The organism is Anaerolineales bacterium, from assembly GCA_030583885.1.
Lineage (GTDB): Bacteria > Chloroflexota > Anaerolineae > Anaerolineales > Villigracilaceae > Villigracilis.
Window position 1 is genome coordinate 3,573,579 of the sequence record CP129480.1, and the last position, 16,333, is coordinate 3,589,911.

The window sequence follows — 16,333 nt, forward strand, 5'->3', positions numbered from 1 at the left end:
GGCAGAAATGTCTGCGGAATTTTCGCATTTCCACTGGACAAATATACCCGCCTCATGTAAAATACAGCGCTGTCGTAAAGAAAGGTAAGTATTTTTGGAGGAAGACCTTGGCTAATATTCAGTCACAAATCAAACGCAATCGTCAGAACGAAAAGCGCCGCCTGCGCAACCGAAACGTCCGCGGCGCCGCCCGCACCGCTATTAACACCGCACGCAAAGCCTTTACAGAAGGCAGCCCTGAAACCAGGGAAGCAGTTTTGAAGGCAATCAGCCAGTTGGATAAAGCGGCTGAAAAAGGCGTGATTCATAAGAACAATGCCGCGCGCCGCAAAGGCCGTCTGATGAAGCGCCTTGCTTCGTTCACGCCCAGCGACAAACCCGCTGAAGAGAAAAAGACGAGGAAGACAGCGGCAAAGAAGACCGCGACAAAGAAAGCCGCGCCGAAGAAGCCTGCGGAAAAAGAATAATCATTCATCGAATACAAAAGCGGGAGTCGGAAGGCTCCCGCTTTCATTATTTGTCCACGATCATTTTTCTGAACGGCACATCCTCCTCGGGCAAATCCACCCTGCTCAAAGCCCTGCAAAACCGGTTGCAGGCGCCGTATTTGGACATGGGAATCGATAGGTTCATCTGGATGTTACCCAGCCGGCATCTTGACCGGCCGCTTTGGGATGATGTGCTCGGAAAAGCGCATCATCCCGGACCTTTGGGGCTGACTCTTTTTTCAGGCATGCACCACGCTATCGCCGCCACTGCCCTGCGCGGAAACAACATCCTCGCAGACCATGTCTTCGTGGAAAAAGTTTGGGTGGACGAGTGCGGCGGCTCTTTGCGAAGATGAATGCCTATCTCATCGGTTTATTCTGTCCGCTGGACGTGCTGGAGCAGCGTGAAAAAGGTCGAAAAGACCGCACACTCGGTCAGGCGCGTTTGCAATTCGACGCCATCCACAAATTCGTGAAATATGACCTTGAAGTGGATACATCCTTATTAAACCCTGAAAATTGCGCTGAAAAAGTGATCGAACGATCAAAGACGCCGCCTGTGGCCTTCAAACTATTACGCTGATATATCATGCCCGAAGGGGTATAATCCGAAAACCATGTTTCAAAAAGAACAACAGCTCATCGAAGAAAAAATTAAAAAGTTCTGCAAAGCCAATGACATTGCGCTGGCCGAGCTCAAATGGCAATCCATCCCCTTTGCCGGGGAGTGGGGATTCTCCACATCCTTTTTCCAGACCGCTGCCAATGAAGCGAAACTTGGCAGGGGGAACAAAGCCCCGGTGCCGCAAAAAGCCCAGGAGATCGCCGAACAAGTCAAAGGTCAGTTGGGAAGCGTGGAAGGCATCAGTCACATCGAGGCGGTGAAGGGCTATCTCAATATCTATTTCAAGACTTCCGGTTATGCCCGCCGCGTGGTGGATGAAGTTCTCAGTTCAGGGATGGAATTTGGACGAGGCGAAAAGAAGTCCGAAACGGTCATGGTCGAATATGCCCAGCCGAACACACATCACTCGTTCCATATTGGACATGCGCGCAACACGATTTTGGGTGAGGTGCTGGCTAGGCTGGTGGAATTTGCAGGATACAAGACCATCCGCGCATCCTATCCCGGCGACCTAGGGCTCAGCGTCATCACCGTGATGTGGATGTATGACAAGTTCTACAAAGGACAGGAACCCGCAGGCGTGCATGAGCGCGGACAGTGGCTTTTGAAATTGTACGTGGAAGCCAATCTGTTGTTGGAAAAGAAGGAAAATGAAACACCCGAACAGACCGCACAACGCGAAGCCTATGAAGCCGAGCGCCGTAAAATGTATCGCAAATGGGACGTGGGCGATGAATATGTACGCGAGTTATGGCGCGTGACCCGCGAATGGAGTCTGGAGGAACTGCGCGAAATCCTCCACATGCTTGATGTGAAGATAGACGTATGGTTCTATGAAAGTGATGTGGACGAGCCTTCAAAGGCAATCGTCGAAGAATTGATCGCAAAGAACATCGCTGATGACGAACGTCCGCAGGGCGGCGCAGTGATCGTGAAAATCGACGAAAAGCTGGGACTCAAGAAGGAAAAATACCGCACAAATGTGATCCTGCGCAGCGACGGCACAACGTTGTATCTGACAAAAGACCTGGCGCTGGCAAAAGTCAAATTCGAGCAATATCATGTGGACCGCTCGATCTACGTGGTGGATGTGCGCCAGTCACTTCACTTACAGCAGGCTTTTGCGATCTTGAAATTGTGGGGCTTCCCACAGGCTGAGAAATGTTTTCACCTGGGATATGGTTTTGTGAGCCTGCCCGAAGGCGCCATGTCCTCCCGAAAGGGACGCGTGGCAATTTTCAAGGAAGTCTACGATGAAGCCATCAAGCGCGTGCTTTCGGTGGAAGCCGAAAAGAGCGTGGACATCCCCGCCGAAGAGCGTCAGAAGATCGCTTCACAGATCGGATTGGGCGCGCTGGTGTACTCCATGCTTTCCGTGGATAACAACAAAGACATCGTCTTCGATATCAACGAAGCGCTATCCTTCGATGGGCGCACGGGTCCGTATATTCAGAATGCGCATGTGCGGGCAAATTCGATTTTGAAGAAAGCCGGCAAAGTAACAGACGCGACGTTTGACTACGAACTGACCAAGCAGGAAATCGAACTCATTGAGCAAATGTCACAGTTCCCGCAGAAGGTGCAGCAGGTGGCAGAAGAGTATCGTCCGCTCGTGATGGCTACCTACGCCTATGACCTGGCGAACGCCTTCCACTCGTTCTATCATGCCGTACCCGTTCTGCAAACCGAGGACGAAAAAATCAAGAAGGCCCGTCTGCGACTGGTGGCGGCCGCGAAGCAAACCATCGCCAATGCACTTCGTCTGCTTGATATTCAAGCACCTGATGTGATGTAGTGAGGCATACAACCAAAACGCGGACACGCAAACAGGCTGGATGCACAGGGTATTGGGCCTGTTATTTTATCGGTGAAAATGAAGATACAACTATTTGACGAGATACATCCATTGGAGGAAGTTTTGGTCTGGGGCGAGCCGGGCATCGAGGTTTTGCTGGGGCAATTGCTTCCCAAGTCAAAAAGCCTCTTTTTCAGTTATTACGATGTACAGGAGGCGCGGCGGGAATTCCGCCACATGCAGGAATTGATCGAGGGAGAGGAAATCAAGGTCACGCGCGCAAAGGATGCACTGGTAAAGACACTCTCCACAACGGAAATTCCAGGCGAACCGAAAAGCCTTGCGGAAGCGGAACAAAAACTGCTTCAACGGGCGGGGGAATATTACGAGACGTACCGCGAGCACAAAATTGCGGACTTTTCAAACGAGGGCATTCATGGGGATATTGATGAAGTTTATTTTCAGGTACAACAGGAAATCAAACAAATATTGAGGGAGGATGTTCAAGCCTATGGGGAGGCGGGAGCGATCCGTCTCAATCATATGCTCAGCCTTTCGCATGAGCTTCCGCTTGCCAATATTTTCTACGGCAGGGATCAGTCACAGTCATTGACGGACCGCATCGTGCTTTCCGCGTTAAAGTGGGACATCCGTAAGCCCGAAGTGGAAGTTTTTAAGCACGCCTTGCGCGAACTTGGATACGAGAATGGTTTTGTCGAAGTGAATCACGGAACCATCGAGGGTGGGGACATTGCCATTCTCGGCGACACCTGCTACATCGGCATCGGTGCACGGACAACTTTGAGTGCGGTCAAGAACCTATCCAAAAAGATCGGCACGGACATGGAGCGCCAGGGAATTCAAATCGTGGCAGTGATCAACAAGCGGCATGTGGAAGAAGCCGCCCTTTACGGTGCCCCCACCGAGGAACACATGCGCATCATGCATTTGGACATGTTCTGGATCCCGCTGGCGCCGAATCTGGTCATGGCATACGGCCACGAACTCGACCGGCGTGAGGTCATCCGCATTTCGCGCAACATGCATAGTTTCATCATCGAGGAACTTGGCGGCTTTCGGGAATTCCTGTCAGCAAAAGGAATCGAAATTTTGGAAGTGGATGAAGCCGAGCAGAAGAATTTTGCCACCAACCTGCTCAACCTTGGAAACAAAACCGTCATCATGGCACTCTCCACAAACCAACGAGTAATTCAGGAATTGCAGAAACGCGGCTTCCGCGTACTCAGCGCGGAGTTGAACAAACTGGTCAATGGCTATGGGGCGGTGCATTGTTTAACGGCACCGGTCAGGCGGACTTTGAAATCAGTCACATCAAAAACAGGCTAAACGTTACTATACGTTCGTATCGATTTCCATTAGATTAGACAATAACTATCGAAAATGTCACTGTGGGTAAAAACGGAGGTCTCAAATCCCACCCCGAGCATCTCCGGACACTGTCCTCATTGTGACATGCACAGGAGTTTCCTATGCCGATCAAAACCATCATCATGGGCGCCGCAGGGCGCGATTTTCACAACTTCAATACCTTCTTCCGCGGCAACAAGGATTACGAAGTCGTCGCTTTCACAGCCACCCAGATCCCCGACATTGAGGGCCGCGTCTACCCGACCGAACTGGCTGGGGCGCAGTACCCGAAAGGGATTCCCATCCGCGCAGAAGAGGAACTGCTCGACCTGATCAAGAAATACAATGCAGAACAGGTCGTCTTTTCCTACAGCGACGTGCCGCATGAATATGTGATGCACAAAGCCAGCATGGTCAACGCCGCCGGCGCAGACTTCCGCATCATGGGCACAAAGAATACCCAGATCAAGTCAAACAAGCCAGTGGTTGGGATCAGTGCCGTTCGGACGGGCTCAGGCAAAAGTCAGACAACGAGACGCGTGTCCCTGATCCTGCAGGAGATGGGATATAAAGTCGCTGCCATACGTCACCCGATGCCGTATGGAAATCTCGTCGCGCAGGAAGTGCAGCGTTACGCAAGCTATGACGATCTCGATGAATATGAATGCACCATCGAAGAGCGCGAGGAATATGAACCACACATCGACAACGGCGTGATCATCTATGCTGGCGTGGATTACGAAAAGATCATCCGCAAAGCCGAAGCCGAAGCGGATATTATTCTGTGGGATGGCGGCAACAACGACTTCCCGTTCTATGTGCCCGACTATCAGATCGTGGTTGCAGACCCGCACCGCACCGGACATGAATCCACGTATTACCCCGGCGAGACCAACGTGCGCATGGCGGATTGTTTCGTCATCAACAAAGTGGATACGGCGGATGCGGAAAATGTCATCAAACTGCGCGAGAACCTGCGCAAGTTGAATCCGAATGCCGTGCAGATCGAAGGCGCTTCTCCGCTCTTCGTGGATGACCCCGATGCCATCTTCGGCAAGCGCGTGCTGGTGGTGGAAGATGGTCCGACGCTCACGCACGGTGAGATGGCATACGGCGCTGGATACGTCGCCGCCCGCCGCTTCGGCGCAAAAGAGATCGTGGACCCGCGTCCGTTCGCGGTGGGTTCCATTGCCAAGACCTTCGAGAAGTACCCGACCACGGGCGCGATTTTGCCCGCCATGGGCTACGGCGACAAGCAGACCAGGGAACTCGAAGAGACGATCAACAAGGCAGATGTGGACATGGTCATCATCGGCACGCCGATCGACCTTTCGCGCGTGATGAAGATCAACAAGCCGACCCAACGTGTGCGCTACGAGTTGCAGGAGATCGGTCAGCCGACGTTGACGGATGTGTTGATGAAGAAGTTTGGGAAGAAGAAGTAGGAGATTAGAGACTAGTAATAGAAATCGGATGATAAAATTCATCCGATTTCTTTATGTAATGTAATAAGGTAGAAAACATGGGATCGGCAAGAAAAATTTATGCATGGATTCATAAAAACTTACTCTTATTAATCATCGCATTTACTGTCCTCATTTATCTGCGATGGTTCTGGCTAACGCCATTGGTCTTCAAATATTACAACGATCCAAACGCAGGTTTTTTGGTGGGAATTGTTCTATTTATTGCCCTTCTCATATTTATAGCAATTTATCGGTGCGTAAAGGATCTTTCCTTGAAATTCGCAACCTTGACTTTGATAGCTTTGTTAAGTCTTATCAATATTTGGCATATTGTCGCTTTCTTTCCCAAAATTGAGAATCGCGTCATATGTGACGGAAGAACTTATTACATCACGTGGATGCATCCATTGGGTGATTATCAATGGACATTTGATCCATTAACAGTATGGGATGGCTTACAGTACGAGTCTCAGTTTTTTGGTTATTTACAAGATCCATTTGAAATTATTTGTGATGACGAAAGAGGTGCTGCAAATATTATCCGAACCATAAACGGCGTCTTGACTTATTCACATGGGATGAAAAAAGTTTCATACTATGATTGGGCTGGCACACAGTTAGGGCAGAACAGATACTTTTTAGCATGGCAATGTGATGAATGGGGAATTAATACCTGTGACTTAGAAACTTACACGTTGCATGAATGTACCCTTGAATACAAATCTTGCGATCCGTTACTTATTTCTTATACAGATACTTCTGCTGACATATTAGTGTTGGAGGCAGATAAAATTTCCAATGAAATTAGGCTTTATGATGATTACGATTACAATCTAGAAAGAATTCTTATCTTCACTTACGGTGAAAATCCCCGCTGCTATGTAGAGGGATGCCAAATCCTCGAACCCTGATCACTTATTCCACCGACAATACCCGCATCAACACCTTTCGTCTGTGACCGGCTTTGCCGCGGGTGCGGTGCTCAAAGATGTAAATTCCCTGCCAGGTGCCGAGTGATAGATCACCGTCATCAATGGGGATGATGAGGCTGGTATCGGTCAACATTGCGCGGATGTGGGAGGTGGCGTCGTCGGGTCCTTCGAGATCGTGCGTGTACCAACTGTCCCGTTCGGGGACGAGGCGTTCCATGAAGGTCTCCAAGTCCGCGCGGGCGGTTGGGTCCCAGTTCTCGCTAATGACTAGGGATGCACTGGTGTGCTGTAAAAAGAGGAAGCACATGCCTTCGCGCACGCCCCACTCCTTCAACTGCGCACGGATGGATGCGGTAATGTCGAGAAGTCCCTTGCCAGAGGTGGAAGTTTCGAGTGTGGTTTTTTGCCAGTTCATTATGACGGGATTATAGCAGGCTAACTCTTTCGACTATTTTGGGTTGTATCAAAAAAACATACAAAGGAAATTTTCTTAACATGACCGCACTTGCACCCACTTTGTCCACCCGTTACTTTCCGAACACATCCATTTGGCTACGCGATATACTTCTTGTCCTTGCAGGCTCATGGCTGGTCGCCCTGTTCGCGCAGATCGAAATTCCGCTTCAACCTGTGCCGATTACCGGCCAAACATTTGCTGTTTTACTCGTCGGGGCATTGCTCGGCTCCAAACGCGGGGCGGCAGCAATGACTGCCTACATCACCCAAGGCGTGGTGGGACTACCCTTCTTCGCAGGCGGCGCATCCGGAATTGGAATCCTCACTGGGGCATCGGCGGGCTATCTGCTGGGATTCGTCGGGGCGGCGTATGTCGTGGGCTGGCTGGCAGAACGCGGCCTGGAGCGAAGCGTGCGTACGTCCATCCTGCCGTTTTTGACCGGCACGCTTATCATTTACTTCTTCGGCGTCGTGTGGCTGTCCAACGTATTGGGAAGTGTGGGAAAAGCTGCCCAGTTGGGCTTGCTCCCGTTTTTAGCTGGCGACCTTATCAAATTAATTGCGGCTGCGCTGGTACTGCCTGCGGCCTGGAAGTTTGTCAGGTAAATCATAAAAAACAGACCGCATGATGCGGTCTGTTTTTTATTCACTTTTTTGCAGGGAGACAATGAACACGGTCCCTTTATTCAATTCGCTTTCCACACGAATCGTGCCGCCCAATTCCTCCACAATGGTTTTGACGATATACAAGCCAATGCCGCTGCCGGGGATCTCCGCAATGGTCACGTTTTTGGCGCGATAGAATTTTTGGAAGAGGTGTGGAATGGCATCCTTTGAGATGCCCATCCCATGATCCTGAATTCGCACTTCGGCATGCTCACCCACATCATTGGCCACAATTTCGACACTTGAGTTTTCAGGCGAGAACTTCACTGCATTGCTGATCAAGTTAATGAATACCTGCTCGAGGGCGCCGCGGTCCGCCAGCACCTGCACTGGTTTTAGCGACGTATCCAGCACAAAGCTCACCCTCTTTTTGTTTGCAAGCGGCCTGGCAGCCTGAACAGATTCCTCCAGCACGGAGAAAAGTTCAAGGGAAGCCTTCTCCAGTTTCATCATGCCGCTTTCCAGGCGCCCGGCCATGAGCAGACGGTCTATCAAATTCTTCTGGCGATCCAATTCCTTCCTGAGAGTCTGCCAGTATTCATCCAATTCCTCCGCTGTGCCGCCCTGATCGATGAGGTCTGCCATCAGGATGGCAGAGGTGAGAGGCGTGCGCAATTCATGGGAGGCGCGATTGATAAAATCGGTTTTCATATCGTTGAGACGCATCTTGTCGCCAATATCACGGATAATGATCAACGCTTCATGATCATTGATCGGGTTCAGGCGCGCTTCATACAAGCTGCTGCTAAACGGCAGGTTGAAGCCCTCCACCCAGTTTGAGACCTTGTAGGTCTCCCCGTTTTCAGCGCCGACAATACTGGCAACAATCTCCTCAGGCCAGGTCTCATTGAATTTCTTGCCCGCGATCAGATCGCGATGGATGTACAGGGGGTGGTCCGGGTTACAGCTGTAATCCAGAATGATTGTTTCGGCGTTGATGCGAATCACAAGGTCGGGCAATGCATCCACGATGGCACGGTTGCGCGCCTGATTGAGACGGATCGTCTCCTCGTAGTGGATGCGCTGCAAGGCGGCGCTGATCACATTGGCTGAGGTTTGCACGGCATCAAAATCGGAGGCAAGCCAGGAAAGTTTGTTCTCCCGGTCAAACAAGCCGAGAAATCCTCCCAAACCGCCCGTCCCCTGCACAGGAACCGCAAGAAAGGAGAATTCAGGAACGACTTCATTCGCGCTGGCTTTGATCTCAACCACCACATTTCCCTGCGCGGAAAGGAGGGATTGGAAATGCGGTTGAATGGCGGACGGGATGTCAAAGCCGGCTGCATCACCATCTACCCAACTGTAACGGACGTTGAGACCGCGGGTTCCCTGAAAATTATCCAGTTCGAAGATCACACAGGCGAACGTATCCAGCGCAATTCCCAGTAATTCCAGCATCTCGGATATTCCCAATTCGATATCCGGGGAACGAAACAAACGAGCGCTCGCCTCGCTAATGACCGAGAGGATGCGGGCGCTCCGCTTCAAAGCCTTTTCGGACCGTTTTCTTTCCGAAATATCACGGACAATGCTCTGGATGTAGGCTGGGCTGCCATCCTCATCCGCAACGATGGCTGTGCTAAGCTCCACCGGAATTAATGTGCCATCCTTCCTCTTGAAGGTGCGTTCGTAAATATTGGTCTGGTCCTTCTGATCGAGCGCATCCCCCAAGGACATGACATCACTGACAGAAAGGGTCAGGATCTCATCCTCTGTATATCCCAGCAGGTCCAGCGCCTGCCGGTTTGCCGCAAGGTACTGCAGGTCCAAACCAATGATAAAAACACATTCCCCCATCTGCTCATATAAGGCGTGCCCAAAAAGATCCCCCCGCCATCTTTTTTTCTTTTTCTCAAGCTGCAAGCCTTTTTTGATCAAGGCCTTCTTGATCGGGACGGTCTTTTCATCCATACACAACGTCATCCGCGCGCACCTCGGGCAGGGATGCCACTACCAGACAGCCCTTGTCAACGTCCGCAATCTTGACGGATCCGCCCAGGCTTTGGAAAATCGCTCGTGCTATCGTAAGCCCTACGCCAAGTCCTTCATATTCGCGATCGTCTCCACGGCTTATTTGATAGAACCTGTCAAATACTTTATCGCGCTGGTCCGCAGGGATGCCCGCACCATCATCCGAAACCGCAATCTGCGCCGCGCCATTGGGTCCTGCATGTATTTCCAAAATCACATCTCCGTGAGATGGGCTGAACTTGAAGGCGTTGTCCACCAGATGCATCACGGCCTGCGTAAACTCCCGCCGCGGAGCCTTGATCTCGCCGCGGTTTTCGACGGAATGAACAAATTTCAATTCCTTGGAGCGGTATCTCTCCAGCCGCTTGGATATCTGATCAAGAATGTGAAACTTCAAATCGATCGGCTGCCTGACCGCATTCAGGTTGCCATGATCAATATTTGAAAGGATCACAATATCGGAGACCAGGGAATCCAGCCTGTCGGCATTGGAAAGCGCAATGTGGATGAATTTACTTTGCTCTACGGGGTCCTCAAATTTGTTACTGAACGCCAGCTGCAATGGCATCATGATATTTGTCAATGGGGTGCGTAATTCGTGGTGGAAATTCTGAAGGATCTCGGTCTTTAGTATCTCCATATCCTGCTGCGCAATTTCCTTCATCTCGTCGCGCCCGCGTTCATGCGAATCCCGGACCCGCCTTAACAGCCCATCCACACGAGCGAGCAGTTCTTCAATGGAAAATGGTTTTGAAACATAATCATCCGCCCCGTTTTGAATTGCGGAAACCTTCTCATTCACATCAGAGCGCGCCGTCAGAAAAATGAACGGAATGGAAGCCAGCCTCGGGTCGGCGCTCATGATGCGTTTCATCTCAAAACCATCCGGGGGCGGCATCATGACATCGGATATGATCAGATCAGGCAGAAACTCCCCGGCCTTCTCGAGTCCATCGCGCCCATCCTCCGCCGCAACCACAGTGTAGCCATGCCGCTTAATCGCAGAAACCAGTCCCAGGCGGATGGCGGGTTCATCATCGATGACAAGGATTAGCGGTATGCGGGGCTCGACCATGGATCACCTTAAGGCTTTTGCAAGCTCTGCGTGGTTCCGCTGGACTTCACAGCAATCCTGTGATTATTGTTCACGAACATGATATTAATATTTGCAAGGGAGATCAAATCCCCCGAGTTTAACACACAGCGTTCGATCTTTTTGCCGTTCACAAACGTGCCGCTTGTCGAATTCCTGTCACACAGCACATATTTCCCGTCTTCATTAACCAGTTGCGCATGATAACGGGATAGAAAATCCTCATGAAAAACAATATCATTCCCCAGGTGTCTTCCGAGCGTGGTAACCGGCTTTACCAAAGGGATCATCTGGCGGTGAACGATCAGGAAAACACCCTGCTGGGAGTCAGCCCCATTTTCAAAGGAATCGATTTTGTTCATATCACCTCAAAATTTCGACACTTGAATGCAAGTATTAAATAAACATTCCTGTACAAACAATATAATTCTATATCATCATCCTTTAATGACAATAAGTACTTCCCCCCATCTTTCGTCTCAAAACCCGTCCGGACGGACAGAATGAAGTAAAGTAGAATAAGGCTCCTATGTTCATAGATCAGGTTAACATCCATGTAAAATCAGGTAAAGGCGGCGACGGCATGGTGCATTTCCGCCGAGAAAAATACGAACCGCGCGGCGGACCGGATGGCGGCGATGGCGGCAAGGGCGGCGATGTCATTTTCGAGGTAAAAGCCACGCTCAATACGCTTTCTGCATTCCGACAAAATGAGAAATTCGCGGCACAACCCGGGAAAGGCGGCGGCGGCGCGCAAATGACCGGCCGCGGGGGCAAGGACATTATCATTTATGTCCCGCCCGGCACGGTCATTTACGATTCAGAAACGGGCGACCTGCTCGGCGATCTCACCGAACCCGGTCAACAATTGATGGTCTGCAAGGGCGGGCGCGGCGGAAAAGGCAACCAGCACTATGCCACATCCCGTAACCAGGCTCCACGCATGGCGGAACGAGGCGAACCGCATCAGGAAAAATTACTGCGCCTCGAACTTAAGCTGATAGCGGATATCGGCATCATCGGCTTGCCCAACGCTGGGAAATCCACGCTGCTCACCGCGCTGACGAATGCCAAGCCCAAGATCGGCGACTACCCGTTCACCACCCTGGAGCCGAATCTCGGCGTAGCTCATGTTGACGATGACACGACCGTCGTCCTTGCCGACATCCCCGGATTGATCGAAGGCGCAAATGAAGGCGCAGGCCTGGGTCATGACTTTTTGCGTCACATCCAGCGCACGCGGGTCATCATCCATATGATCGACGGCCTCTCCGAAGACCCGCTCGCCGATTTCAGTCAGATCAATACGGAGTTGTCCTTATTCGATCCCAAGCTAGGCAAAAAGCCGCAAATCGTTGTACTCAACAAAATAGACCAGCCCGACGTGCAGGAACGGCTCAAGGAGATCAAAGCCAGCTTTAAAAAGAAAAAAATGGACCTGATCACCGCCTCTGCGATGACACGCACGAACACACGCGACATCCTGGTCTCCGCCTACAAACTATTGCAGGAAATCCCCGCCGGGGAATTGGAAGAAGAGGCGCTCCCCGTCTACAAGCCTGATGTGGACCCGAAACAATTCGAAATAAAACGCGAAGACGGTGATAAATGGCGCGTGACCGGCATAGCCATCGAACGCGCCGCAAAAATGACCTACTGGGAACATGATGGCTCCGTCCGCAGGTTCCAAAAGTTAATGATCAAACTCGGCCTGGATAAGGCCCTGCGCGAGGCGGGCGTACAGGATGGTCATACCGTTTTCGTCGGTGACTTTGAATTGGAATGGCAGGAATAACCCATGTCCATGCACACCAATTCAAAACAACGCGTCCTGATCATCATCCTGACCATCTTCGGATGTCTATTGATTCTTTTCTTTGGTTTGCGTGCCTTTCACGCCTTTAAAAAATTCAACCGCCATCCGCCTCCCGCGCCCGGGCAAATCGAAACCGACGCGGAACGCATCCGCGACTGGATGACTGTTCCTTTCGTTTCGCGTATGTACGGGATTTCCGAGGAAATTCTCTTTGACGCGCTGGAGATCCCTGGGCAGGGCAACCGCAGCAAAAGCCTCGAAGAATTGAATGATAGATTTTTTCCGCAAGCGGATGGACTTGTTATGCAGATCGTCAAAGCGGCTGTCCTCGCGCATCAATCTCCGCCGACTCCTATTCCGCCGCTGACGCCTGTCCCTGCAAGGCCATAAATCGCGCTCATGTCTGAGTATCTTCTGACCCAGGTCATAAACTACGGCGCGCCTCTGCTTTGGGTCATCGTCTTTATCGGCGGACTTGGCGTCCCTTTGCCATGCACAGTGCTGGTCATTGCGGCTGGCGCATTCGCCCGTCAGGGGATCCTGCCCTGGCACACCACCGCCCTCATCAGCATCATTAGCGTGGTCACTGGCGATGCCATCAGTTATTCGTTTGGATATTATGCCCGTGAAAAGGTGTTAACCCGTTTTAGCAAAACACCGCGCTGGAGGGAAGCGGGGGAATCCTTCCGCAAATGGGGACCGCTCTCCATCTTCTTCTCGCGCTTTTTGGTCACAGCCATCGCCCTGCCGGTCAACCTGATGTCTGGCACGACACGGTTTCCATTTAAAAAATGGCTAACCTATGATGCCGCGGGTGAGATCGTGTGGATTCTCGGCTACGGCGGGCTGGGCTATCTCTTCGGCAGTCAATGGGAACTGGTCAGCGAATTCCTGGGCAATTTTGGCGGTGTCGTGTTGGGTGTGCTCATTTTTGTCATCGGCATAAAACAAGCCTGGAGCTGGCAATTAAAAAGACATCAACTCTCGAATTGAGAGTTGTCTCATCCTTTTCTCCCTGTTCCATCCCCGCAGCAGGGAGAGTCAACAAAGGAAATTCTTAATGGTGATGCCCATCCTCATGAACATGACCGTGGTCAAGTTCCTCCTCGGTCGGTTCACGCAGGGCAATCACTTTGACCGAGAAATGCAATTCCGCGCCTGCCAGGGGATGGTTGAAATCAAGTTGGACTGTTTTGTCGTCAAAGCTGGCAACGTAGGCAGCCTGATGCTCGCCGTCCTCATCGGTGACGTGTAACTCCAAGCCTTCTTCCAGTTTCATATCTATGGGGAATTCACTGCGCGGCACATCCATGAAGGCTTCATCGTCGAATTCGCCGTAGCCGTCCTCGGGTTTGACGACCACAGCCTTGCTGTCGCCGATCTTCATGCCCATCATTTCATTTTCCAGGCCGGGAATGATGTTCCCATAACCTGCCAGGAACTGCAAAGGACCTGCTTCGTCCGATGTATCAAGTACTTCTCCATCCACGGTTAATGTATAGTCCATCGAAACAACCAGGCCGTCCTGCACTGTATCCTTATTCATTGTTTTGTCCTTTCTCAAATTAATTGCGTCCATTGTACCAGCCTCCTCCCTACGGTATGCCCAGCGCTGGCCACAAATTACACTTCATCAAAAGGGGAAAAGTGCGATTTGTGACCGTGGGTATTATATAATCGCCCCATGCGCTACGATCTATGCCTGCCCTGGTACTGGGAATATGACGATGTCTTCGCAGGCATGGTGGAACGTTCCTGCCTTGAAGAGGGAATCTCCCTCTGGCAGATCAAGCCGGATACCCTGCTCGAATCCATAACGGTCCTGTACAAGGGAGTGACCACTTTCAAAACGCTTCTGCATCGCGGACAGGGCGAAGCGACCTTCGACCCGATTCAACGCTGGGCAAAGGAATTCGGTGCGCGGCGCATCAATCCTGCCGAGGTTTCGGCCTGGTCGGAAGATAAAGCGACCATGCATCTCGAACTGATCAACGCGGGACTGCACACGCCGCACACCATTTTGCTTGCCCCTTTTCTCGAACAGCCTGTCATCCCGCACATGGACCTTGCCCCGCTCGGCGAAAATTTTGTCATCAAGCCGTCAAATGGCGGCGGGGGCGAGGGGGTCATTCTCGGAGCGAATTCCATCGAAGAAATCCTGCAGGCACGCATGCAATTCCCCGAACAGAAATATCTGATCCAGGCACACGTCACGCCGCAAGTCATTGACGATGAGCCTGCCTGGTTCCGCGTCTTTTATGCGAACGGTAATGCATATCCGTGCTGGTGGAACCCTGATACACACATCTACGCAACGGTCACAGCGGCGGAAGAGGCCCGGGCCGGGCTGGGCGGTTTACGGAACGTTACGATGCGCATCGCCTCCATCTGCAAACTGGATTGGTTTTCCACGGAGATCGCCCTCGCTGACGAATTCGTCGCCGTGGATTATGTCAACGATGAGATCGATACGCGCGTGCAAAGCCAGGCCATGGACGGTGTACCTGACGAGATCATGGAAAATATCGCAAGGCAGTTGGTGAAGATCGCAAAGGAACAGGTATGAAGAAATCACGCGCACGGGATCTGGGAATTCCATTCGAGGGAGATACAGGATCATATAATGCAATTACGGATGTCAAGGGGGTAACGGTTGGGTATGCCACTGTGATCCAGGGCAAGTCGGCACGGACAGGCGTGACAATCCTCCATCCGCGGGGAAACAAAAACCATACGCCAGTTTATGCGGGCGTACATTCATTTAATGGCAATGGTGAAATGACAGGTGCTGCATGGGTCGAGGAGGGCGGCCTGTTGGAAGGTCCGATCGGGATTACGAACACGCACAGCGTCGGCATTGTGCGTGATGCGATCATTGCCTGGCAGGTAAAAAATGATGCGGTATATCAAAGATGGTCCTGCCCTGTGGTGGCCGAAACCGCTGACGCCTGGCTGAATGACATGAACGGATTTCACGTCAACGAACAACATGTGTTGCAGGCGTTGGAATCTGCGAAGAGCGGCGCGATCAAGGAGGGCAATATCGGCGGCGGGACGGGGATGTTGTGTTATGAATTCAAGGGCGGCACAGGAACGGCTTCGCGCAAGCTGCCGAAAAAACTCGGCGGCTGGACAGTGGGCGCGCTGGTACAAGCCAATTTCGGCAGACGGTATCAATTGACGATCGCAGGCGCGCCGCTGGGTCGACATTTTAAACATGATGCGCCGTTCACAAGCGGAGAAAATCCGTTCAGGCAGGATGACGGTTCATTGATCGTCATCATCGCCACTGACGCGCCCCTGCTGCCCCATCAACTTAAACGGGTGGCAAAACGCGCCACGATCGGCATGGCGAGGACTGGGAGCATGGGCGGCAACGGCTCCGGGGATATTTTCCTCGCGTTCTCCACTGCCAATCCGCAAACGGCGCATGGCGATAAGATGGGATTATCGAACATTCAAACTTTGTCCAATGACCATATTGACCCGATCTTTTCCTCAGCGGCGTACACCACAGAAGAGGCGATCATCAATGCCATGATCGCGGCAGAGGACATGGACGGGCATCAGGGCGTCAGCATCAAGGCATTGCCGCACGAGGAGTTGGTGAACTTGTTGAGAAAATATAAAAGAGTGTGATTTTCAGCAACCACATCA

General features: G+C 51.7%; 16 protein-coding genes and 1 pseudogene. 12 read left to right on the plus strand and 5 right to left on the minus strand.

Annotated features, from left to right (window positions below; translation table 11 throughout):
- Positions 1–107 precede the first annotated feature (107 nt).
- From rpsT to QY332_17930, 6 genes and pseudogenes are all read left to right on the plus strand, one after another.
- Entirely contained in the window at positions 108–467 is a 360-nt protein-coding gene (rpsT, locus tag QY332_17905; protein ID WKZ35489.1) for a 30S ribosomal protein S20, read from the plus strand.
- Between the two features lie 50 nt (positions 468–517).
- Positions 518–1,071 (plus strand): annotated as a pseudogene (locus QY332_17910) (hypothetical protein).
- A 34-nt stretch (positions 1,072–1,105) separates the two neighbouring features.
- Positions 1,106–2,908, plus strand: coding sequence for an arginine--tRNA ligase (gene argS / locus QY332_17915; protein ID WKZ35490.1), 1,803 nt, complete (start codon positions 1,106–1,108; stop codon positions 2,906–2,908).
- Between the two features lie 78 nt (positions 2,909–2,986).
- On the plus strand, positions 2,987–4,255 hold the full coding sequence (locus QY332_17920) for an arginine deiminase family protein (protein WKZ35491.1): 1,269 nt from the start codon (positions 2,987–2,989) through the stop codon (positions 4,253–4,255).
- 143 nt (positions 4,256–4,398) lie between these two features.
- Entirely contained in the window at positions 4,399–5,721 is a 1,323-nt protein-coding gene (locus QY332_17925; GenBank protein ID WKZ35492.1) for a cyclic 2,3-diphosphoglycerate synthase, read from the plus strand.
- Positions 5,722–5,798: 77 nt separating this feature from the next.
- Positions 5,799–6,653: a hypothetical protein gene (locus QY332_17930; GenBank protein WKZ35493.1), complete on the plus strand. Its 855-nt coding sequence runs from the start codon at positions 5,799–5,801 to the stop codon at positions 6,651–6,653.
- Between the two features lie 4 nt (positions 6,654–6,657).
- On the opposite strand, the gene QY332_17935 is transcribed toward QY332_17930, so the two are convergent.
- On the minus strand, positions 6,658–7,089 hold the full coding sequence (locus QY332_17935; GenBank protein WKZ35494.1) for a secondary thiamine-phosphate synthase enzyme YjbQ: 432 nt from the start codon (positions 7,087–7,089) through the stop codon (positions 6,658–6,660).
- 80 nt (positions 7,090–7,169) lie between these two features.
- On the opposite strand from QY332_17935, the gene QY332_17940 reads away from it, so the two are divergent.
- Positions 7,170–7,736: a biotin transporter BioY gene (locus tag QY332_17940; GenBank protein ID WKZ35495.1), complete on the plus strand. Its 567-nt coding sequence runs from the start codon at positions 7,170–7,172 to the stop codon at positions 7,734–7,736.
- A gap of 36 nt (positions 7,737–7,772) precedes the next feature.
- On the opposite strand, the gene QY332_17945 is transcribed toward QY332_17940, so the two are convergent.
- The 3 genes from QY332_17945 to QY332_17955 are packed head-to-tail and all read right to left on the minus strand — an operon-like array spanning position 7,773 to position 11,222.
- Positions 7,773–9,707: a PAS domain-containing sensor histidine kinase gene (locus QY332_17945; protein WKZ35496.1), complete on the minus strand. Its 1,935-nt coding sequence runs from the start codon at positions 9,705–9,707 to the stop codon at positions 7,773–7,775.
- Positions 9,700–10,842, minus strand: a complete 1,143-nt coding sequence (locus QY332_17950; protein WKZ35497.1) for a hybrid sensor histidine kinase/response regulator — start codon at positions 10,840–10,842, stop codon at positions 9,700–9,702. Before QY332_17950 ends, QY332_17945 begins: the two co-directional genes overlap by 8 nt.
- Before the next feature lie 8 nt (positions 10,843–10,850).
- The gene (locus tag QY332_17955) at positions 10,851–11,222 is read right to left on the minus strand and encodes an FHA domain-containing protein (protein ID WKZ35498.1); all 372 of its coding nucleotides are present in this window, start codon (positions 11,220–11,222) and stop codon (positions 10,851–10,853) included.
- A 167-nt stretch (positions 11,223–11,389) separates the two neighbouring features.
- Here QY332_17955 and obgE point away from each other — a divergent pair, with 167 nt between their 5' ends.
- Genes obgE through QY332_17970 form a run of 3 tightly spaced genes read left to right on the plus strand, consistent with a single transcriptional unit; the run spans position 11,390 to position 13,669 of the window.
- A complete protein-coding gene (obgE, locus tag QY332_17960; protein WKZ35499.1) occupies positions 11,390–12,655 on the plus strand; it encodes a GTPase ObgE in 1,266 nt (421 codons plus the stop codon).
- Between the two features lie 3 nt (positions 12,656–12,658).
- Positions 12,659–13,066 (plus strand): hypothetical protein, encoded by a 408-nt coding sequence (locus QY332_17965; protein WKZ35500.1) that lies wholly within the window; start codon positions 12,659–12,661, stop codon positions 13,064–13,066.
- Positions 13,067–13,075: 9 nt separating this feature from the next.
- Positions 13,076–13,669 (plus strand): DedA family protein, encoded by a 594-nt coding sequence (locus tag QY332_17970; GenBank protein WKZ35501.1) that lies wholly within the window; start codon positions 13,076–13,078, stop codon positions 13,667–13,669.
- 64 nt (positions 13,670–13,733) lie between these two features.
- On the opposite strand, the gene QY332_17975 is transcribed toward QY332_17970, so the two are convergent.
- The gene (locus tag QY332_17975) at positions 13,734–14,222 is read right to left on the minus strand and encodes a peptidylprolyl isomerase (GenBank protein WKZ35502.1); all 489 of its coding nucleotides are present in this window, start codon (positions 14,220–14,222) and stop codon (positions 13,734–13,736) included.
- A 138-nt stretch (positions 14,223–14,360) separates the two neighbouring features.
- Here QY332_17975 and QY332_17980 point away from each other — a divergent pair, with 138 nt between their 5' ends.
- Positions 14,361–15,242 (plus strand): hypothetical protein, encoded by an 882-nt coding sequence (locus QY332_17980; GenBank protein WKZ35503.1) that lies wholly within the window; start codon positions 14,361–14,363, stop codon positions 15,240–15,242.
- Positions 15,239–16,315: a P1 family peptidase gene (locus QY332_17985; protein ID WKZ35504.1), complete on the plus strand. Its 1,077-nt coding sequence runs from the start codon at positions 15,239–15,241 to the stop codon at positions 16,313–16,315. The genes QY332_17980 and QY332_17985 overlap by 4 nt, the downstream gene beginning before the upstream one ends.
- The last annotated feature ends 18 nt before the right edge of the window (positions 16,316–16,333 follow it).